Origin of the sequence: Microbacterium sp. B35-04 (assembly GCF_010634885.1) — a bacterium.
GTDB lineage: Bacteria > Actinomycetota > Actinomycetes > Actinomycetales > Microbacteriaceae > Microbacterium.
Window position 1 is genome coordinate 15,141 of the sequence record NZ_MWLP01000011.1, and the last position, 16,891, is coordinate 32,031.

The following is a 16,891-nucleotide window of genomic DNA, read 5'->3' on the forward strand; positions in this document are numbered from 1 at the left end:
ATGACCAGATCATGGCCAAGCAGCTCGTGGTGAGGCTCCGCGCCGACGGCACCGTCGACGCCGAGACGATCGGCATGCACGGGGCGGAGTGTCTGGATCACATCGAGGCGCTCGAGGCGCTGCTCGACGCCGAGACCGTCTCGTCGCGCTTCACCGAGGACTACACGACCGCGTCGGTGGAGGGCCGAACCCGGCTCGAGGCCGAGCAAAAGGACGGCGCCTCATGACACCCGTCGTCATGCAGTCACCGGGCGTCGGCGGCGAGACCTCGCTCCTCGGCACGGTCGAGCCGGTGCGTCGGACGTCCCGGGGGATGGCGCCCACGCTGCGCTGGTCGCGGTTCCTCGCGGCTACCGAGGCGGAGGGGCCGGGGGTGCGCGCCGCGGTCTGGCTGCAGGGGTGCGCCGTGCACTGCCCCGAGTGCTTCAACCCGCAGCTGTGGGCCGACCGCGGCGGACTCGTCGGAGACTCGGATGCGCTCGCCTCCGAGTGGGTCGAGCGTGCGACGGCGGCCGGGGCGGAGGGCGTGACCCTGCTCGGCGGCGAGCCGTTCGATCAGGCGGGGGCTGCGGCATCCATCGCCAGCGCCTTCCGCGCAGCCGGCCTCGGCGTCATGACCTTCACCGGCTACCCCCTCGACCGCCTCACCGCGTGGGCCGCGGGCGGTCGCGACGACATCGCCGGGCTGCTCGAGGCGACCGACCTCCTCTGCGACGGGCCGTACCTGCGCGGTCTGCCCGACGTGGCGCGCCCCTGGGTGGGCTCGCGCAACCAGGGCATCCGCGCGCTCACCGATCGCTACGCCGACGACGTGCGCCGCATCGCCACCGACCGCGGCGCCGACCGGATCGAGGTGCGGATCGCCCGCGACGGCACCGTCGCGGTGAACGGCTGGGCGACGGATGCCGCGCTCGCCGCCCTGCTGGACGACCTGGGCCCGCGCGCCGACAGCCCTGCGCAGGTCGCGGCGGGATCACGTGCACGAACGAGAGCGGAGGCCGCGCGATGAGCGTGTCGCTGATCCTGATCCCCGCGGCGCTCGCCGCCGTCACCGCGATCACCGCCGCCGGCGGCATCGGCGCGCTCTCGCAGACCGGCGGGGTGCGCGACGACGACCGCGCCGGCACGGACGCCACCGCCGACAACGGTCCCCGCCCGATCTCGGTGCGCACCCGCATGAAGGACCCCGACCTGCTCGGCGACGCGCTGCGCGACATCGGCGCGACGGAGCTCACGCGGCAGGGCGACGACCTCGCCGCGGTGATCGACGGCGTCGAGCTCACGATGACGCGCACCCCGGAAGGGGTTTGGGGCGCGCACTTCCGGCGCCCGGACGGTCTCGAGCTCGCTGAGGCCGATGCCGCGGCACTGGTCGAGCGGCTGGACGCCGCCTATGCACTGCGGGTGCAGCAGTCGGTAGCGGCGCGCATCCGCGAGCGCGCGGCATCCGCCGGCTTCGAGCTCGTCTCCGAGACGCGCGACGGCGACGACACCGTCACGATGGTGCTCGACGTGAAGGACTACGCATGAGCACCTCCACCCGCATGGGCACCGCGAAGGACGCCCCGAGCATCGCGTGGATGCTCGGCATGAGCTCGTGGATGCTGCTGACGGTCATTCCCGGACCGATCGTCACCTGGCTCGGCTTCTCGATCATCGGGGTCGCATCGCGCAGCCGGCGCCTTCTCATCCTCGCCGTGGTGTGGGGCGCGGCCGCGATCCTGGTGAGCCTCGAGATCTGGGGACAGTGGCAGCCGCTCGTCCGGGGGATCGTCTACCTCTCGGGGATGCTCGTCGCCCTCATGGTGAATCCGGGATGGCTCCGCACGATGTGGCAGCGGCGCCTCGACGGAGCGGGCCGGAGTGGTGACGCCGCGTCGCGGACGGGCGGGACGGGCTCCGGTCGCTCGTCGGGCTCAGGTACGAGCACGACGAGGAAGCCCACCTCGCGTGCGTCGCGGCGCTCACGCGCGGCTGCCACCCGCGCGGCCGCCAAGGCCGAAGCCGAGGCGAAGGCCGAGGCGGCGGCCGACGAGATTTCGCGGGCGAAGGCCGACGAGACGTCCCGGGCGAAGGCCGACGAAGCATCCCGGGCGAGGGCCGACGAAGCGGACCGGCTCGCGGCGGCGGCCGGCGCGTCGCCTTCCGACTACCTCGAGGGCGACGCCCCCGCCCCGGCGCCGATCGACGTCAACACCGCCCCCGCCGCCGAGCTCGAGGAGCTGCCCGGCATGACCCGCTCGCGTGCGCGCCGGGCGGTCAAGGAGCGCGAAGCGCAGGGCGGCTTCACGTCCGTCGAGGACTTCGGCGAGGCCGTGGGCCTGCAGCCGCATGAGATCGTGCGGCTGCGCAAAGCCGCGACCTGCTCGCCCCGCCCGCGGGGCGAGCGCCGCTTCGGTCGTCGCGTCGACTACTGAGGCCGGGAATGACGGATGCCGCGGGCCGCGGCATCCGTCACCCGAATCGACCGGGATCGCGCGACCGCGACCCGGCGAGGGGGGCGACCCGCGTCAGAGCTTGGCGTCCTGCTTCGGTATGAAGACCTGTTTGATGATCAGCAGTATCGATGCGGTCACCGGCACCGCGACCAGCGCGCCGAGGAGGCCGAGCAGCGTGCCGCCGATGAGCGCGCCGATGACGACGAGGGATCCGGGGATCTCGATCGCCTTGCTCATCACCTTGGGCGTGATCACGTACGCCTCGATCTGGATGTAGATCAGGTACGCGATGGCGAAGATCAGCGCCGACAGTGGGCTCGTGAACAGCGCGAGGACCGACGCGGTGATCCAGTAGAGCACCGGACCCACGAGCGGGATGATCGTGATCGCGAACGCCAGCACGCCCATCAGCAGCGGGAACGGCAGCTGCAGGAAGAAGTGCAGCAGGAAGGCGACGATCGAGTTGAAGAACGCCAGCACCACCATGCCCATGAGGTAGCTGCCGACCGAGTCGGTGATCTCATTGGTCATCGACCGCACCTTCACGCGGTTGCGCGCCGGAGCGAACCGCATGAGCGACTCCTTGATGCCGGGGAGCGAGGCGATGAAGTAGAGGGTCAGGACGATCACGATGAGGCCGCCCGAGATCGCCGTGGCGATGCCGGCGCCGACCTTCAGCAGCCCGCCCGAGATCGCGGCGATGTTCGCGGGGTTGGTGATCCACTTCTCGACGTCGGTGACCAGCGTCCCGAGGCCGGTGCCGAAGATCCCCTCCAGCCAGTGGAAGAAGTCGGAGTCCTCGAAGTTGTCGATCGTATTGGGGATGCCGGTGATGAACGCCCCGATCTGCTCCACCAGCGTCGGGACGACGAGCAGGATGAGGCCGATCAGCACGACGCCGAAGGCGAGGAAGACGATGGTGATCGCCCACGCGCGCTTGACGTTGTGGCGGACGAACCACTTGATGACGGGATCGAGCCCCAGCGCGGCGAACATCGCGAAGGCGATGTAGATGATCACCGTCGAGATGTTGACGAGCGCGAGCCCGAGCAGGGCGGCAGCGAGTCCGCCGAAGGTGAGCAGGAAGCCGACCGTGAAGGGGCTGTCGAGGCGCGCCCAGAACGGCTTCGCCGACCGATCCGTGGGACTGGCGAGAACTGTGCCGTCGGCGGCGGGAGCATCGCCGACGGCGTCGGTGCCCGCGGCCGGATCGACGGCGAGCGGGTCGGCGGCTTCTGTGGCGCTCGCGCCGAGCGAGGACGAGGCGTCGGTCATGCGTCACACTCTAGGGGCGGGCGGGCACACGGACGGACAGGAGCCGAGATTTCGTGCTGATCGGGGGACGCCGCCCCGCAGGGTCGAGCCGGCGCGGTCGGGTCGCGCGGCTCGGGTATCGTCGTCGCGAGGAGGTTTGCATGACCGAGGATCCGACGGCGACGCTGCGGCGTCTGCGCAGCAGCATCGACAACATCGACGCCTCCCTGGTGTATCTCCTGGCCGAGCGGTTCAAGGCCACCAAGCAGGTGGGCCATCTCAAGGCCGAGCACGGCATGCCCGCCTCCGACCCCGCTCGGGAAGAGCAGCAGGTCGCCCGCCTGCGCCGCCTCGCCGAAGAGGCCGACCTCGACCCCGCCTTCGCCGAGAAGTGGTTCAACTTCATCGTGGCAGAGGTCATCCGCCACCATACCGAGGCCGCCGACAGCCGCTGAGACCTGAATGACGGATGCCCCGACCCGGCGCACAGCCCGGTCGGGGCATCCGCTCTCCGGGCGGAAGCCCGAGGCCCGGAGAGGCTCTACGGCACCGCGCGCCGCAGGGTCAGGTACGAGATCCCGCCGAGGACCAGCGTCAGGACGAGACCGCCGAGGGCGAACCCGAGCGGGCCCTGCACGACGAACCACGTCCAGACGTCCGCCCACATCTCCCAGCGCGTGATCGCCCAGACGGCGAGCAGCAGCACCACGGCGACGCCCACCCAGATGAGGGTCAGCAACAGCGCGCCGAACCGCTTGTACACGGTCGCCGACCAGAACCCCAGCATGAAGATGAGCATCGCCATGACGAAGTAGAAGGCTGCGGCGCCGAGCGCTCCCCGCGACACGACCCAGTCGAGTGCGAAGAAGTAGCCGTTGATGCCCCAGCCGTTCGTCGCCTCCTCGACGAGGCCGCCGATGGCGAAGACCGCGGCGAGCAGCACCGCGCACATCGCGGCCGCCAGCATGGTTCCGAAGAAGAACTCGCGCCGCGTCACGCTCATCGCCTGCGAGAACGGGAACGTGAGCGTCAGCGACGAGATCCCCACGAACAGCAGCACCCACAGGGGCGCCTGCGAGCCGCCGCCGTAGAAGGGCCCGGGCAGGCCGGAGCTGTAGAGGATCGCGTAGATCACGATCGACATGGCGAACGAGGCGCCGAGGACGATCAGCGGCACCCAGACGAACGTCTGCTTGTTGATCAGCTGCATGCGCACGACGTTGACGGTGCGGTTCATCGCAGAGCTCCTTCGTCGAGGGTGGATGCTGCTTCGCCGGCGTCCTGCCCGTGCGCCGTGGTGGTGCGCACGATGAGCTGCTGCAGCGACACCGGTGCGACGTCGAGCCCGGCGGCATCGAGGCGCTCGCGGTCGGCGAGCGACAGGGCGCCCAGGACGGTGACGGATGCCACATTGCCCAGGCGCTCGCGGTGGATGACCTGGCGGCCCGCGACGAACGCGTCGACGGCGGACGCGTCGCCCACGATGTTCGCGGCGCGGTCGCGCACCGAGTCGGTCGCCTCGTCCATGATGATCCGGCCGCGGTCGATGACGAGCACGCGCTCGATGAGGTTCGACACCTCGTCGATCAGGTGGCTCGACAGGATCACGGTGCGGGGGTGCTCGGTGTAGTCCTCGAGCAGCCGGTCGTAGAAGATCTGCCGCGCGACGGCGTCGAGGCCGAGGTAGGGCTCGTCGAAGAAGGTGACCTCGGCACGGGCGGCGAGGCCGATGATCACGCCGACCGCAGAGAGCTGTCCGCGCGACATCTTCTTGATGCGCGTCTTCGCCGGCAGCTGGAAGTCCTCGATCAACTGGTCGGCGAAGTCCTGGTCCCAGTTCGGGAAGAACAGGCGTGCCGTGGCGAAGGCGTGCTTCGCGAGCGCGTCGTCGGGGTACTTCTGACTCTCGCGCACGAAGCACAGGCGCGAGAGCACCTTCGCGTTCTCGTAGGGGTTCATGCCGAACACGCGCACGTCGCCGCTCGTGGCGAAGTTCTGCGCGGTGAGGATCGACATGACGGTGGTCTTGCCGGCGCCGTTGCGCCCCAGCAGGCCGTAGATGGTGTTCTTCTCGATCGTGAAGCTCACGTCGTCTACCGCGACGACGTCGCGGTAGCGCTTGGTGAGGCCCTTCACCTCGATGACGGGCATCCCGGTCGTCATCGTGTGCTTCCTTCCATGGTTGTCGCGGCGTGCGCGCCGGCACGGTCGCGGATGAGCAGAGCGAGGTCGTCGGGCCCGAGCCCGAGTTTGCGGGCCTCCGCCAGCAGCGGATCGACGAAGCGGTCGGCGAACGCGTTGCGGCGCTCGGCGAGCAGCAGATCCCGTGCGCCAGGGGTGACGAACATCCCGATGCCGCGCTGCTTGTACAGCACGCCTTTGTCGGTCAGCATGGCGATTCCCTTCGCGGCGGTGGCGGGGTTGATCCGGTAGAAGGCGGCGAGCTCGTTGGTGGACGGCGCTTGGGCCTCGGGGGCGAGTGAGCCGTCGATGATCGAGTCCTCGACGCTCTCTGCGACCTGGAGGAACAGGGCACGGCCTTCTTCGATCACGACACTCCTGAGTGGGTTGGTTACTTACTTGAGTAACTAACCATGGCAGCGGTCGGCATGTCAAGTGCCGCAAGTCGCCGCGCGTCCGTCAGCGTCACGGCCCAGCACCGCGCGCGCCGTGATATCGCGCGTGCGCGACCTACCCAGCGAGCAGACGCCTGTCCAATTTGCCCGGCCGCGGGCCGTCGTGAAACGGTGGATCAGGCCCCTCATGGGGCTGTTCCCGACCAGTCCGCGGTCACGGGTGACGTCCTCACGGGGCGTCAGACCGGTGAACGTATGGTCGGCGGCCGACGCGCGGATCCGACATCCGCTGCGTGTACGGCCGCCACCCGGGCGCAACCGCTGCAGCTTCTGCACGGAAGCTGCCGAGGTGCACACAGTGACGCTTCCTCCTGCCATCGAGGCGAAGGGCCTCTTCAAAGTCTTCGGACGAAACCCCAAGGACGCCGTCCGGCGGCTCCGCACCGGCGCGACGCGCGCCGACGTCGCGGACGCCGGCTCGGCCGCCGTGATCGACGCGAGCTTCACCGTCCAGCCGGGAGAGATCTTCGTCATCATGGGGTTGTCCGGCTCCGGCAAGTCCACCGTGCTGCGCATGCTCAACGGACTGCTCCCGCCCACCGCGGGCGACGTGCTCGTGCAGGGGCAGAGCGTCACCAAGGCCTCGGCGAAGGCGCTGCGCGGCATCCGCCAGCGTTCCGTCTCGATGGTGTTCCAGCACTTCGCGCTGCTGCCCCACCTGACGGTGCTCGACAACGCCGCCTACGCGCTCGAGATCCAGGGCGTCGGGCGCGACGAGCGACGCGACCGGGCGCGCGAGATCCTCGGCAAGGTCGGGCTCGACGACCGCGCCGACGCGATGCCCGACGAGCTCTCGGGGGGCATGCGTCAGCGCGTGGGACTGGCCCGGGCGCTCACCTCGGGCACCGACATCCTGCTCATGGACGAGGCGTTCTCGGCCCTCGACCCGCTCATCCGGCGCGAGATGCAGGAGCAGCTCATCGAGCTGCAGCGCGAGCTCGGACGCACCATCGTGTTCATCACGCACGATCTCAACGAGGCGATGTTCCTCGGCGACCGCATCGCCGTGATGCGCGACGGCCGCATCGTCCAGAACGGGACGCCCGAGGAGATCCTCACCGACCCGGCGAACGACTACGTCGCGCAGTTCGTGCAGGATGTCGACCGGGCCCGCGTGCTCACCGCCGGCTCCGTCATGGCGCCGCCCGCCGCGACCACGCCGGTGGGTGCCGGCGTGCGCGGAGCGCTGCGGGTGATGCGCGACCTGCAGGTCGGTTCCGTGTCCGTCATCGAGAACCGCAGGTTCCTCGGCACGGTGACCGACCGCGCGGTGATCCGGGCCGTCAAGGACGGTCGAACGGACCTTCGCGCGATCGTGCACACTGCGCACGCGGCCGTGCACGTCGACGACCCGCTGACGGATGTCGTTGAGCGCGCCGTGGAGCGCCCGGTGCCCGTCGCCGTCGTCGACGACGCCGGCCGCCTCGTGGGCGCGATCCCCCGTGTGACCCTGCTGGCCGCACTCGGCAACGTGCCGCCGGTCACCCGCGAGAACCCGGTCATCGACCTGCCGGCCACGGTGCCGGCGAGTGAGATCACGCAGACGCTCGCGGCGGTCGAGCAGCCCGTGGCCGCGCTGCTCTCCCGCTCGGCCGCACCGACGGCGGTCGCCGCGCCCGGCGCCCGTCCGGCAACCGGGAGCCGAGCCACGACCGATGCCCGCGCCACGACCGAGGGAGCCGCCCGATGAACGATGTCTTCCGCCTCCCGCTGGGCGATGTGGTCGAGACCGCCGTCCGCTGGATGATCGACGTGCTCGGCGGCTTCTTCGACGTCGTCGCCCTCATCTTCAACGGCCTCTACGGCTGGCTCGACGCGTCCCTGTCGACCCCGCCGTTCTGGGTCGTGATCCTCGTGATCGCCGCCTTCGCATACTGGTCGAAGGGCATGCTGCTCGCTATCGGCAGCGCCGTCGGACTGCTGGTGATCGTCGCGGTCGGGCAATGGGCCAACGCGATGGACTCGCTCGCCCTCGTGATCCTCGCAGCCGCGGTGGCGATCGCCATCGCCGTTCCCCTCGGCATCTGGGCGGCGCGCAACGACCGTGTGTCGGCCGCGCTGCGCCCCGTCCTCGACTTCCTGCAGACGATGCCCGCGTTCGTCTACCTGATCCCGGCGATGCTGATCTTCGGCGTCGGGCCCGTGCCCGGCATGGTCGCGACCATCGTGTTCGCCCTCGCTCCCGGCGTGCGCCTGACCGAGCTCGGCATCCGCGGTGTCGACCCCGAGATCGTCGAGGCCGGTCACGCGTTCGGCGCCTCGCCCGGGCGCATCCTGCGGCAGATCCAGCTGCCGCTGGCGCTTCCGAGCATCATGGCCGGCGTGAACCAGGTGATCATGCTGAGCCTGTCGATGGTCGTCATCGCCGGCATGGTCGGCGCCGGCGGTCTCGGCGGACAGGTGGTGCAGAGCCTCAGCCGCATCGATATCGGCCTCGGCGTCGAAGCCGGCCTGTCCGTCGTGATCCTCGCGATGATCCTCGACCGTGTCACGTCCGGATTCTCCACGCCGCGCCCGCGCACGGTTCGCCGCGCCGCCGCCGTTGCGAGTGAGACTCCGGACGCGGAGACGGATGCCGCACGCCCGGTGACCGTCGGCGGAGGCCTACCCGCCACCGAGGCAGCGGCATCCGTCCCCGACGACGCGCCGTCCGCGCGACCCGAGCCCGCCCACGTCTGACCGACCCGAGAGGACTGACATGATCACGCGACGCATCATCGCCGCCGGCATCGCCCTGGCGGGCACCGCCGGACTGCTCGTGACCGGCGCCCTCGCGCAGACCGGCGCCGGCGATGCCGGCAAGGGCCACCTGACCATCGCCGTCTTCAACGGCTGGGACGAGGGCATCGCCGCGTCCGAGCTGTGGAAGGCCGTGCTCGAGGAAGAGGGGTACACCGTCGAGCTCGCCTACGCCGACCCCGCGGCGGCCTACACGGGCATCGCGCAGGGCGACTACGACCTGACGCTCGACACGTGGCTGCCGCTCACGCACGCCGACTACATGGACACCTACGGCGACGACCTCGTCGACCTGGGTGCCTGGAACGACGAGGCGAAGCTCACCATCGCGGTGAACGAGGACGCCCCCATCGACTCCCTGACCGAGCTCGCCGCCAACGCCGATCTGTTCGGCAACCGCCTGGTCGGCATCGAGGCCGGATCCGGCCTCGTCACCGTGACCCAGGACGACGTCATCCCCGGGTACGGCCTCGAGGGCATGGACTTCGTGACCGCCTCGACCCCTGCCATGCTCACCGAGCTGCAGGCCGCGACGGTCCCCGCTGCCTCTCCAGACGCCGCTGGCGCGTCGCCCGGAGCCTCGGGCGGCGGGGGCCCAGCCGGGCGCAATGTCGCCGTCACCCTCTGGCGCCCGCACTGGGCGTACAACGCGTTCCCGATCAAGGACCTCGAAGACCCCGACGGCCTGCTCGGCGACGCGGAGGGCATCCACACGGTCTCCTCGACCGCGTTCGTCGAGGAGCAGCCCGAGGTCTCGCGCTGGCTCGAGGACTTCCGCATGGACAACGAGTTGCTGTACTCCCTCGAGGACGCCATGTTCGGCGCGTACGACGGCGACGACTACGGCCCCGTCGTGGCGGAGTGGATCGCCGACAACCGGGACTGGGTCGACGGCCTCACGCGCTGACCCTGGGAATCTCTGCCGCGGCCCCGCACCCGAAATAGGGTGTGGGCATGACGGTGGCGTTCGTTCTCGGCGGTGGGGGCGTCCGCGGCGCCGTCGAGATCGGCATGCTGCGGGCGCTCCTCGAGTCCGGCATCCGTCCCGATCTCGTCGTGGGCACCTCGATCGGCGCCATCAACGGCGCGCTCGTCGCGAGCGACCCGACGCCCGCCGTCGTCGACCGCCTCCTCGACGCGTGGACCTCGCCGGCGGCGAACGCCGTCTACGGCGACTCGTTCTTCGCGCAGTTCACGCGGCTCGTGAAGACCAAGACGCACCTGAACTCGCCGGCGCCGCTGCGGCACCTTCTCGAGCGGTCGCTCGGCGCAGACACCCGCTTCGAGGACCTGCCGGTGCGCCTGCGGGTGGTCGCCGCGAGCATCGAGCGCGCCGCCGAGCACGTGTTCGAGTCGGGCCCGCTGGTGGAGGCGATCCTCGCGTCGGCGTCGGTGCCGGGCCTGCTGCCCCCGACGCGCATCGGCGACGAGCACTTCATCGACGGCGGCATCGTGAACTCGATCCCGATCGCTCAGGCGGTGGATGCCGGAGCCCGCACCGTCTTCGTGCTGCAGGTCGGCCGCATCGAGACGCCGCTCGTCGCGCCGCAGTCGGCGGTGGACACCGCGCGCGTGGCCTTCGAGATCGCACGCCGCTACAGGTACGCCCACGACGTCGCCACGCTGCCGGAGGGCGTCGCCCTTCACGTGCTGCCCAGCGGCGGCGGGCTTGACGGCGACGATGCGCTGATGTCGTACCGCCGCATGGCCACCGTCCGCCGGCGCATCGACGCCGCCTACGATGCGAGCCGGTCGTTCCTGGCCGAGCGGGGCCTCGGCGGCGAGCAGGCCGCCCGAGGCGGCGACGCGCTCCGCGGGGACGACACCGCCCGCGGTGAGGGCGAGGCCTGATGGGCGTGCCGCCGACCTGGGTGCGCCGCATCCTGCTGGCGCCGCTCGTGATCGTCGCGGCCCTCGTCATGCTGGTGCTGACGCCGGTGTGGCTGCTCGTCGCGCTCGCCCTCACGTCGCTTGTGCCGGGCCGGTTTCGGCTGCCCCGCGTGCTCTGGCTCGTGACCGTGTACCTGCTGTGGGACGCCATGCTCGTCATCGTGATGTTCGGGCTGTGGATCGGCTCGGGGTTCGGGTACGCGCTCCGCCGGCCGGGCTTCGTGACCGCCCACTATCGCCTCGCCGGCTGGGGGCTGCGGGTGCTGTTCCGGATCTTCGGCGGCGTGCTGCGGCTCACCATCACCACGACGGGGGCCGATGGAGGGGAGGCGGCGTCGGGCCGGGCCGCGTTCGAGCGGCTCTTCTCCTCCAGGACCCCGCTGGTCGTCGCCAGCCGGCACGGGGGACCCGGCGACTCGCTGATCCTGATCCACACGCTGCTGAACGACGTCGCCCGGCAGCCGCGCATCGTGCTGAAGTACACGCTGCAGTGGGACCCCGCGGTCGACATCCTGCTGCACCGCGTGCCGTCGCGGTTCATCGTGCCGACCGGCTTCGGGAACCGTCACATCGGCGGGGGCCTGCGCGTGGAGGAGGCGCTCACCGCGCTGGCGGCGGGACTCGGACCCGACGACGCGTTCGTCATCTTCCCGGAGGGCGGCAACGTCAGCCCCACCCGGCGCCGCTCGCGGATCGACCGTCTGCGCGCCGCCGGGCGCGAGGCGATGGCCGTGCGGGCCGAGGCGCTGCGGCACGTCATGGCGCCGCAGCCTGGCGGCATGCACGCTGCGCTGGATGCCGCCCCCGACGCGGACGTCGTCTTCATCGCCCACACCGGCCTCGACCGGCTCGTCACCCTCCGCGACATCTGGCGCGAGCTGCCGATGGACAAGGGCATCACGATGCGCGCCTGGCGCGTCCCCCGTGCGGACGTGCCCGAAGACCTGGAGGCCCGCGCCGCCTGGCTGTTCGACTGGTTCGCACGCATCGACGCGTGGATCGACGCGCAGCCCGTGGTCAGCGCCTGACCGCGCGCGGCGACTGGTGTGTGCGGGCGCTCAGCGGTGGGGTTTGGGGTGCGTCACACGGCCGGGCATGTCGCCGGTGCCGCGTGACGGAATGGGCCACTGGGTGGCCGCGGGCGGAGTCGTGCTCGGGCGCCTCGGCGCGGGCAGCGGTTCGGCAACGGGCTCCGGCGTCGTCGTCGGCGGGGATGCCCCGGGTGCGACGGGTTCGGATGTGGGCGTGGCTGCGGCCGGTGTCGGCGTCGTGGTGGGTCCGAGCTCGAGCATCACCTTGCTCTCGAGCACCTCGATCGCCTCGTCCGAGATCGAGATGAGCCCGTCGAGCTCTTCGCGCACGCGCCGGTAGGCGAGCTGGCGCTCCGCCGGCGTGGCCGCCTCGTCGATGGCGACGGTGAGAAGCTTCTTGGCGGTGTCGAGCCGCTTGCGCTCGACCTCGGTGAAGCTCGAGTCGCGCAGGCGCCGGGCGTCGCGCTCGGCGACGTCGAATGCCACCTCGAAGTCGGCCACGGCGTTGCGGTACTCGGTGAGCTGCTCCTTCGACGGACGCGCCTTGGATGATGCCGGTCGCAGCCCGTCGGCGATGCGCTTGGCGCGCAGGAACGCCGCCGTGAGCGGCTGGCGACCGTCGCTCATCGCGGGGAACGCGATGATCTTGGCGACGTCGAGCTCGTACTCGAGCCAGCGCGCCGTGACGGCGTCATGCGTCGCGAAGAGACGCTCGAGCTGGGTGGTCTGGGTCTCGCGCACCGGGGCGGCGGCCCCTCTGCCTGCGGCGACCTCATCGCTCACGCTCTGGGTGATCGAGCCGGCGTCGACGGAAGGCAGGGATGCCGCCGGAACCGCCTTGCCCCGTGCCGCGGCCTGTGCGGCCTTGAGCTCGGCCTTCGCGTGCATGACCTCGAGACGCCGCTTATGCCGGCGTCTCGTGCTCTGCTCCCACGCGTTTCCAAAGGCGGCAAGAAGGCCGAACGCAGGGAAGGCCAGCCACCAGAAGTCGCGCAGGAACTCGAAGAACGGCTCCACCCTGTCATGCTAACGGCCTCGCGGACCGCTGTGTCGTGCTCAGGGCACCCTGCCAGCGGGCGGGTCGGTCGGCCGCGGCGGCGGCATCCGTGCGATGAGCGAGGGCAGGCGGTCCGCGAGCTCCGCAATGACGGCGGCCGCGGCCGTCAGCCCGGCGGCGGCCGTCGCTGCGGGTGAGGCGGGGCGGGCGGCTCCGGGGACCCCGGCCTGACGCTCGGCCTCGTCGAACGTGGACTCGAGATGGCGCACCGCGGCGCTGTACTCGCGGAACTGCTCGGGCGTCGCGCGCTCGCGCAGCGTCGGGCGCGCGGCGAGGGCCTCGCGCTGGGCACGGAGGAAAGCGACGGTGGCCGGATGCCGCACGTCGGTCATCTGCGGGTACTTCAGCGCCCGGTCGACATCGGTCTCGTAGGCCAGCCATCGCAGGTTGACGGCATCATGCGCGGCGTACAGCCTGTCGATCGGAAGGGGATCGCTCGACGTCGCCGCCCGGTACTGGGCGTAGCCCGCCTGCACCCTGGACCTGCTCGCGCGGAGCGCGAGCGACGCCGTCTTCTCCGCCTGCTTGGCCGCGAGCAACTCGCGGCGCGCATCGCCGGCTTGGAACGCCGGTGCGCCGTGGCGCGATTTCGCCGTCAGCAGGTCGGCGGTCGCGGTGCGCACGCGCGCCTTGGCGGCGACGAGCTCGCGGTAAGCCAGCGATTCCTCCTGGCGCGCGGCATCGAGCTCGAGCCTTCTGGCTCGGCGGCTGCGCGTCGTCAGGCCGGCGTAGGTCGCCGCTCCGGCGCCGGCGGCGGCCGGAGCGATCCACCACCAGCTCGACACGATCAGGAGGATCGGCTCCACCCTGCCATGGTAGCCGCGGCTGCCGTCCCGAGTCCGGGAGTTCGCCGACGATCTGCGCGGGGGCGGAGGGTGGAATCCGGATCAGTGCGAGCCGATGTCCATCGTCCCGCCGTGGCGACGCCGGTCGGTGGCCTCGTACACCGGGTTGCCCGGGCCTTCGGCCGGCTCGCCGGGGCGCACCTGGCGGGTGTCGTACGACTCGCGCGGGGGCGAGAAGAAGTTCCGCACCCGGGTCCACAGCGACGGCTTCTGGCTCATGGCCAGACCCTACGGGATGCGACCCCTCGAAGCGAGCGCTTCGGGGGGCGAGCGGATCAGCCGAAGAGGAGGGCGAACACCGTGGCTCCGCCGCCGACGAGGATGAGGGCGACGATCGTCACCCACGCGATGATCTTGACGCGCCGCTGCCGGGTGTCGTTGAAACCGCTGTACTCGTCGTCTTCCGGCGCCATGCGTCCCATCCTATGGTCCGCGACGTTTCGTCTCGCTCGTTCCTCGCTCGCTCAACGATCCGCGGTGGGTGTTCGCGCGCGCACGAACGCGGGTGCGGCCGAGGTGGCGCCCGGCGGAGAGCGGTCGCTGAGCGAAGGGCGCTCTGGCGCCCGGCCGAGACCGGTCGTTGAGCGAAGGGCGCTCTGGCGCCCGAGACGAAACGCCCGGGGTCAGGCGGTGTGCTCGGTGACGATCGGCCCGAAGGCGTCGGGCAGGGTGGACGTCGACAGGCCGCGCAGCTCGGCCAGCGGCACCGTGAACAGTCCCTGCACCTCGAGCGCCGGCTCGTCGCCGTCCGCGGCGGAGTCGGTCACGCCGATGCGCAGCACCGGGTAGCCCCGGCCCTCGCACAGGCCGCGGAACTTCACGTCGTCCTCGCGCGGCACCGTGACGATGACGCGGCCCGTGGACTCCGAGAAGAGGGCGGTGGCGGCATCCACACCGTCCCGCTCCATGATTTCGTTCAGCCACACGCGCGCGCCGACGCCGAAGCGCATGACGCCCTCGGCGAGGGTCTGTGCGAGGCCGCCCGACGACAGGTCGTGCGCCGACGACACCAGCGACTGCTGGCCCCCGGCGTGGAGCAGCTCGGCGAGCTTCTTCTCCTGCGCCAGGTCGACCGCCGGCGGGCGACCGCCGAGGTGATCGTGGATCGTGCCGGCCCACTGCGAGCCCGAGAGCTCGGTCGCGGTGACGCCGAGCAGGTAGATGTTCTCGCCGGCGTCCTGCCACCCCGACGGGATGCGGCGGGCGACGTCGTCGATGATGCCCAGCACGCCGACCACGGGCGTCGGGAAGATCGGCTGGTCGCCGGTCTGGTTGTAGAACGAGACGTTGCCGCCCGTGACGGGCACGCCGAGCTCGAGGCAGGCGTCCGAGAGGCCGTCGACCGTCTGCGAGAACTGCCACATGACCTCGGGGTTCTCGGGGCTGCCGAAGTTGAGGCAGTCCGTGACGGCGGTCGGCACCGCGCCGGTGACGGCGACGTTGCGGTACGCCTCCGCCAGCGCCAGCTTCGCACCCTGGTACGGGTCGAGCTGGCAGTAACGGCCGTTGCAGTCGGTGGCGATCGCGAAGCCCAGGCCCGAGTTCTCGTCGACGCGGATCATGCCGGCGTCGTCGGGGAACGCCAGCGCGGTGTTGCCCATGACGTAGTAGTCGTACTGGTTGGTCACCCACGACGTGTCGGCCAGGTTCGGGCTCGCGACGAGGCGCGTGAACTGGTCGCGCAGCGTCTGGGCGTCGGTCGGGCGGGGAAGAGCGGATGCCGAGTCGTCGCGCAGCGCGTCGATCCAGGTCGGGTAGGCCACGGGGCGCTCGTAGACCGGTCCGTCGACGGCGACCGTCGACGGGTCGACGTTCACGATCTCCTCGCCGTGCCAGAAGATCTGCAGGCGCCCGTCACCGGTGACGTCGCCGAGGACGCTGGTCTCGACATCCCACTTGCCGACCACCGCGAGGAACGCGTCGAGCTTCTCGGGAGCCACGATCGCCATCATGCGCTCCTGGCTCTCGCTCATGAGGATCTCCTCCGGCGTGAGCGAGGGGTCGCGCAGCAGCACGTTCTCGAGGTCGACGCGCATGCCCGAGCCGCCGTTCGCGGCGAGCTCGGACGTGGCGCACGAGATGCCGGCGGCGCCGAGGTCCTGGATGGCCTCGACGAGCTCATCGCGGTAGAGCTCGAGACAGCACTCGATGAGCACCTTCTCGGCGAACGGGTCGCCGACCTGCACTGCGGGGCGCTTGGTCGGGCCGGTGCTGTCGAACGAGTCCGAGGCGAGGATGGATGCCCCGCCGATGCCGTCGCCGCCGGTGCGTGCACCGAACAGCACGACCTTGTTGCCGGCGCCGGTCGCGTTGGCGAGCTTGAGGTCCTCATGGCGCAGGACGCCGACCGCCAGCGCGTTGACGAGCGGGTTGCCCTGGTAGACCGCGTCGAACACGGTCTCGCCGCCGATGTTCGGCAGGCCCAGGCAGTTGCCGTAGAAGCTGATGCCCGAGACGACGCCGTGCACCACGCGAGCGGTGTCGGGGTTGTCGATGGCGCCGAAGCGCAGCTGGTCCATGACGGCGACCGGGCGTGCGCCCATCGAGATGATGTCGCGCACGATGCCGCCGACGCCGGTCGCGGCGCCCTGGAACGGCTCGATGTAGCTCGGGTGATTGTGGGACTCGACCTTGAAGGTCACCGCCCAGCCCTCGCCGATGTCGACGACGCCGGCGTTCTGGCCCATACCCACCATGAGGCGGGTCTTCATCTCGTCCGAGACCTTCTCGCCGAACTTGCGGAGGTAGATCTTCGACGACTTGTAGGAGCAGTGCTCCGACCACATGACGGAGTACATCGCCAGCTCACCCGAGGTGGGGCGGCGGCCGAGGATCTCGCGGATCCTGTCGTACTCGTCGGGCTTGAGACCGAGCGCCGCGTACGGCTGCTCCTTCTCCGGCGTGGCGGTGGCGTTCTCGACGGTATCGGCGACAGCGGTGGAAGAGGGGGTGGTCACGCGGCTCAGCTCCAGAAATTTCGGGGGATGCCGGACCGGTCCAG

At 70.9% G+C, this 16,891-nt stretch carries 19 protein-coding genes; 10 read left to right on the forward strand and 9 right to left on the reverse strand.

The window, feature by feature from the left end; translation table 11 throughout:
- Positions 1-11: 11 nt before the first annotated feature.
- The 4 genes from B1729_RS03180 to B1729_RS03195 are packed head-to-tail and all read left to right on the forward strand — an operon-like array spanning position 12 to position 2,417.
- A complete protein-coding gene (locus tag B1729_RS03180; RefSeq protein ID WP_163630646.1) occupies positions 12-227 on the forward strand; it encodes a DUF2997 domain-containing protein in 216 nt (71 codons plus the stop codon).
- A complete protein-coding gene (locus B1729_RS03185) occupies positions 224-1,009 on the forward strand; it encodes a 4Fe-4S single cluster domain-containing protein (protein ID WP_163630648.1) in 786 nt (261 codons plus the stop codon). Before B1729_RS03180 ends, B1729_RS03185 begins: the two co-directional genes overlap by 4 nt.
- Positions 1,006-1,530 carry a hypothetical protein gene (locus B1729_RS03190; protein WP_163617844.1) on the forward strand — a complete coding sequence of 175 codons (525 nt, stop codon included), beginning with the start codon at positions 1,006-1,008 and terminating at the stop codon, positions 1,528-1,530. The genes B1729_RS03185 and B1729_RS03190 overlap by 4 nt, the downstream gene beginning before the upstream one ends.
- Positions 1,527-2,417: a helix-hairpin-helix domain-containing protein gene (locus B1729_RS03195; RefSeq protein WP_163630650.1), complete on the forward strand. Its 891-nt coding sequence runs from the start codon at positions 1,527-1,529 to the stop codon at positions 2,415-2,417. The genes B1729_RS03190 and B1729_RS03195 overlap by 4 nt, the downstream gene beginning before the upstream one ends.
- Positions 2,418-2,510: 93 nt before the next feature.
- On the opposite strand, the gene B1729_RS03200 is transcribed toward B1729_RS03195, so the two are convergent.
- On the reverse strand, positions 2,511-3,713 hold the full coding sequence (locus B1729_RS03200; RefSeq protein ID WP_163617846.1) for an AI-2E family transporter: 1,203 nt from the start codon (positions 3,711-3,713) through the stop codon (positions 2,511-2,513).
- A gap of 140 nt (positions 3,714-3,853) precedes the next feature.
- On the opposite strand from B1729_RS03200, the gene B1729_RS03205 reads away from it, so the two are divergent.
- Positions 3,854-4,147: a chorismate mutase gene (locus B1729_RS03205; RefSeq protein WP_163630652.1), complete on the forward strand. Its 294-nt coding sequence runs from the start codon at positions 3,854-3,856 to the stop codon at positions 4,145-4,147.
- A gap of 86 nt (positions 4,148-4,233) precedes the next feature.
- Here B1729_RS03205 and B1729_RS03210 read toward each other — a convergent pair whose 3' ends face one another.
- From B1729_RS03210 to B1729_RS03220, 3 genes are read right to left on the reverse strand one after another with little or no spacing between them, the layout of a single operon-like run.
- A complete protein-coding gene (locus tag B1729_RS03210) occupies positions 4,234-4,929 on the reverse strand; it encodes a hypothetical protein (RefSeq protein WP_163617848.1) in 696 nt (231 codons plus the stop codon).
- A complete protein-coding gene (locus tag B1729_RS03215) occupies positions 4,926-5,855 on the reverse strand; it encodes an ABC transporter ATP-binding protein (RefSeq protein WP_163617849.1) in 930 nt (309 codons plus the stop codon). The genes B1729_RS03210 and B1729_RS03215 overlap by 4 nt, the downstream gene beginning before the upstream one ends.
- Positions 5,852-6,244 carry a GntR family transcriptional regulator gene (locus B1729_RS03220; protein ID WP_163617850.1) on the reverse strand — a complete coding sequence of 131 codons (393 nt, stop codon included), beginning with the start codon at positions 6,242-6,244 and terminating at the stop codon, positions 5,852-5,854. Before B1729_RS03220 ends, B1729_RS03215 begins: the two co-directional genes overlap by 4 nt.
- A gap of 382 nt (positions 6,245-6,626) precedes the next feature.
- Here B1729_RS03220 and B1729_RS03225 point away from each other — a divergent pair, with 382 nt between their 5' ends.
- Genes B1729_RS03225 through B1729_RS03245 form a run of 5 tightly spaced genes read left to right on the forward strand, consistent with a single transcriptional unit; the run spans position 6,627 to position 11,985 of the window.
- On the forward strand, positions 6,627-8,018 hold the full coding sequence (locus tag B1729_RS03225; RefSeq protein ID WP_239539348.1) for a glycine betaine/L-proline ABC transporter ATP-binding protein: 1,392 nt from the start codon (positions 6,627-6,629) through the stop codon (positions 8,016-8,018).
- Positions 8,015-9,007: an ABC transporter permease subunit gene (locus B1729_RS03230; RefSeq protein WP_239525870.1), complete on the forward strand. Its 993-nt coding sequence runs from the start codon at positions 8,015-8,017 to the stop codon at positions 9,005-9,007. Before B1729_RS03225 ends, B1729_RS03230 begins: the two co-directional genes overlap by 4 nt.
- A gap of 19 nt (positions 9,008-9,026) precedes the next feature.
- Positions 9,027-9,974, forward strand: a complete 948-nt coding sequence (locus tag B1729_RS03235; protein ID WP_163617852.1) for a glycine betaine ABC transporter substrate-binding protein — start codon at positions 9,027-9,029, stop codon at positions 9,972-9,974.
- Positions 9,975-10,021: 47 nt separating this feature from the next.
- Entirely contained in the window at positions 10,022-10,918 is an 897-nt protein-coding gene (locus B1729_RS03240; RefSeq protein ID WP_163630656.1) for a patatin-like phospholipase family protein, read from the forward strand.
- On the forward strand, positions 10,918-11,985 hold the full coding sequence (locus B1729_RS03245; RefSeq protein WP_163617854.1) for a 1-acyl-sn-glycerol-3-phosphate acyltransferase: 1,068 nt from the start codon (positions 10,918-10,920) through the stop codon (positions 11,983-11,985). Before B1729_RS03240 ends, B1729_RS03245 begins: the two co-directional genes overlap by 1 nt.
- 30 nt (positions 11,986-12,015) lie before the next feature.
- Here the strand turns inward: B1729_RS03245 and B1729_RS03250 are convergent, their stop codons facing one another.
- The 5 genes from B1729_RS03250 to purL form a co-directional block, all read right to left on the reverse strand.
- Positions 12,016-13,005 carry a hypothetical protein gene (locus B1729_RS03250; protein WP_163617855.1) on the reverse strand — a complete coding sequence of 330 codons (990 nt, stop codon included), beginning with the start codon at positions 13,003-13,005 and terminating at the stop codon, positions 12,016-12,018.
- Between the two features lie 39 nt (positions 13,006-13,044).
- A complete protein-coding gene (locus B1729_RS03255) occupies positions 13,045-13,851 on the reverse strand; it encodes a hypothetical protein (protein WP_163617856.1) in 807 nt (268 codons plus the stop codon).
- Positions 13,852-13,932: 81 nt separating this feature from the next.
- Positions 13,933-14,109: a hypothetical protein gene (locus B1729_RS20540; protein ID WP_204260057.1), complete on the reverse strand. Its 177-nt coding sequence runs from the start codon at positions 14,107-14,109 to the stop codon at positions 13,933-13,935.
- Between the two features lie 56 nt (positions 14,110-14,165).
- The gene (locus B1729_RS20545) at positions 14,166-14,303 is read right to left on the reverse strand and encodes a hypothetical protein (RefSeq protein WP_204260058.1); all 138 of its coding nucleotides are present in this window, start codon (positions 14,301-14,303) and stop codon (positions 14,166-14,168) included.
- A 210-nt stretch (positions 14,304-14,513) separates the two neighbouring features.
- Positions 14,514-16,847 (reverse strand): phosphoribosylformylglycinamidine synthase subunit PurL, encoded by a 2,334-nt coding sequence (purL, locus tag B1729_RS03260; RefSeq protein ID WP_163617857.1) that lies wholly within the window; start codon positions 16,845-16,847, stop codon positions 14,514-14,516.
- Positions 16,848-16,891 lie beyond the last annotated feature (44 nt).

Excerpts from the sequence above, each read along its gene's own strand:
- B1729_RS03245 (WP_163617854.1), top strand. The coding sequence starts at position 10,918 with ATGGGCGTGCCGCCGACCTGGGTGCGCCGCATCCTGCTGGCGCCGCTC.
- B1729_RS20545 (WP_204260058.1), bottom strand. The coding sequence starts at position 14,303 with ATGGCGCCGGAAGACGACGAGTACAGCGGTTTCAACGACACCCGGCAG.
- B1729_RS03180 (WP_163630646.1), top strand. The coding sequence starts at position 12 with ATGGCCAAGCAGCTCGTGGTGAGGCTCCGCGCCGACGGCACCGTCGAC.
- B1729_RS03185 (WP_163630648.1), top strand. The coding sequence starts at position 224 with ATGACACCCGTCGTCATGCAGTCACCGGGCGTCGGCGGCGAGACCTCG.
- B1729_RS03215 (WP_163617849.1), bottom strand. The coding sequence starts at position 5,855 with ATGACGACCGGGATGCCCGTCATCGAGGTGAAGGGCCTCACCAAGCGC.
- B1729_RS03200 (WP_163617846.1), bottom strand. The coding sequence starts at position 3,713 with ATGACCGACGCCTCGTCCTCGCTCGGCGCGAGCGCCACAGAAGCCGCC.
- B1729_RS03240 (WP_163630656.1), top strand. The coding sequence starts at position 10,022 with ATGACGGTGGCGTTCGTTCTCGGCGGTGGGGGCGTCCGCGGCGCCGTC.
- B1729_RS03190 (WP_163617844.1), top strand. The coding sequence starts at position 1,006 with ATGAGCGTGTCGCTGATCCTGATCCCCGCGGCGCTCGCCGCCGTCACC.
- B1729_RS03210 (WP_163617848.1), bottom strand. The coding sequence starts at position 4,929 with ATGAACCGCACCGTCAACGTCGTGCGCATGCAGCTGATCAACAAGCAG.
- B1729_RS03230 (WP_239525870.1), top strand. The coding sequence starts at position 8,015 with ATGAACGATGTCTTCCGCCTCCCGCTGGGCGATGTGGTCGAGACCGCC.
- B1729_RS03195 (WP_163630650.1), top strand. The coding sequence starts at position 1,527 with ATGAGCACCTCCACCCGCATGGGCACCGCGAAGGACGCCCCGAGCATC.
- B1729_RS03205 (WP_163630652.1), top strand. The coding sequence starts at position 3,854 with ATGACCGAGGATCCGACGGCGACGCTGCGGCGTCTGCGCAGCAGCATC.
- B1729_RS03235 (WP_163617852.1), top strand. The coding sequence starts at position 9,027 with ATGATCACGCGACGCATCATCGCCGCCGGCATCGCCCTGGCGGGCACC.
- B1729_RS20540 (WP_204260057.1), bottom strand. The coding sequence starts at position 14,109 with ATGAGCCAGAAGCCGTCGCTGTGGACCCGGGTGCGGAACTTCTTCTCG.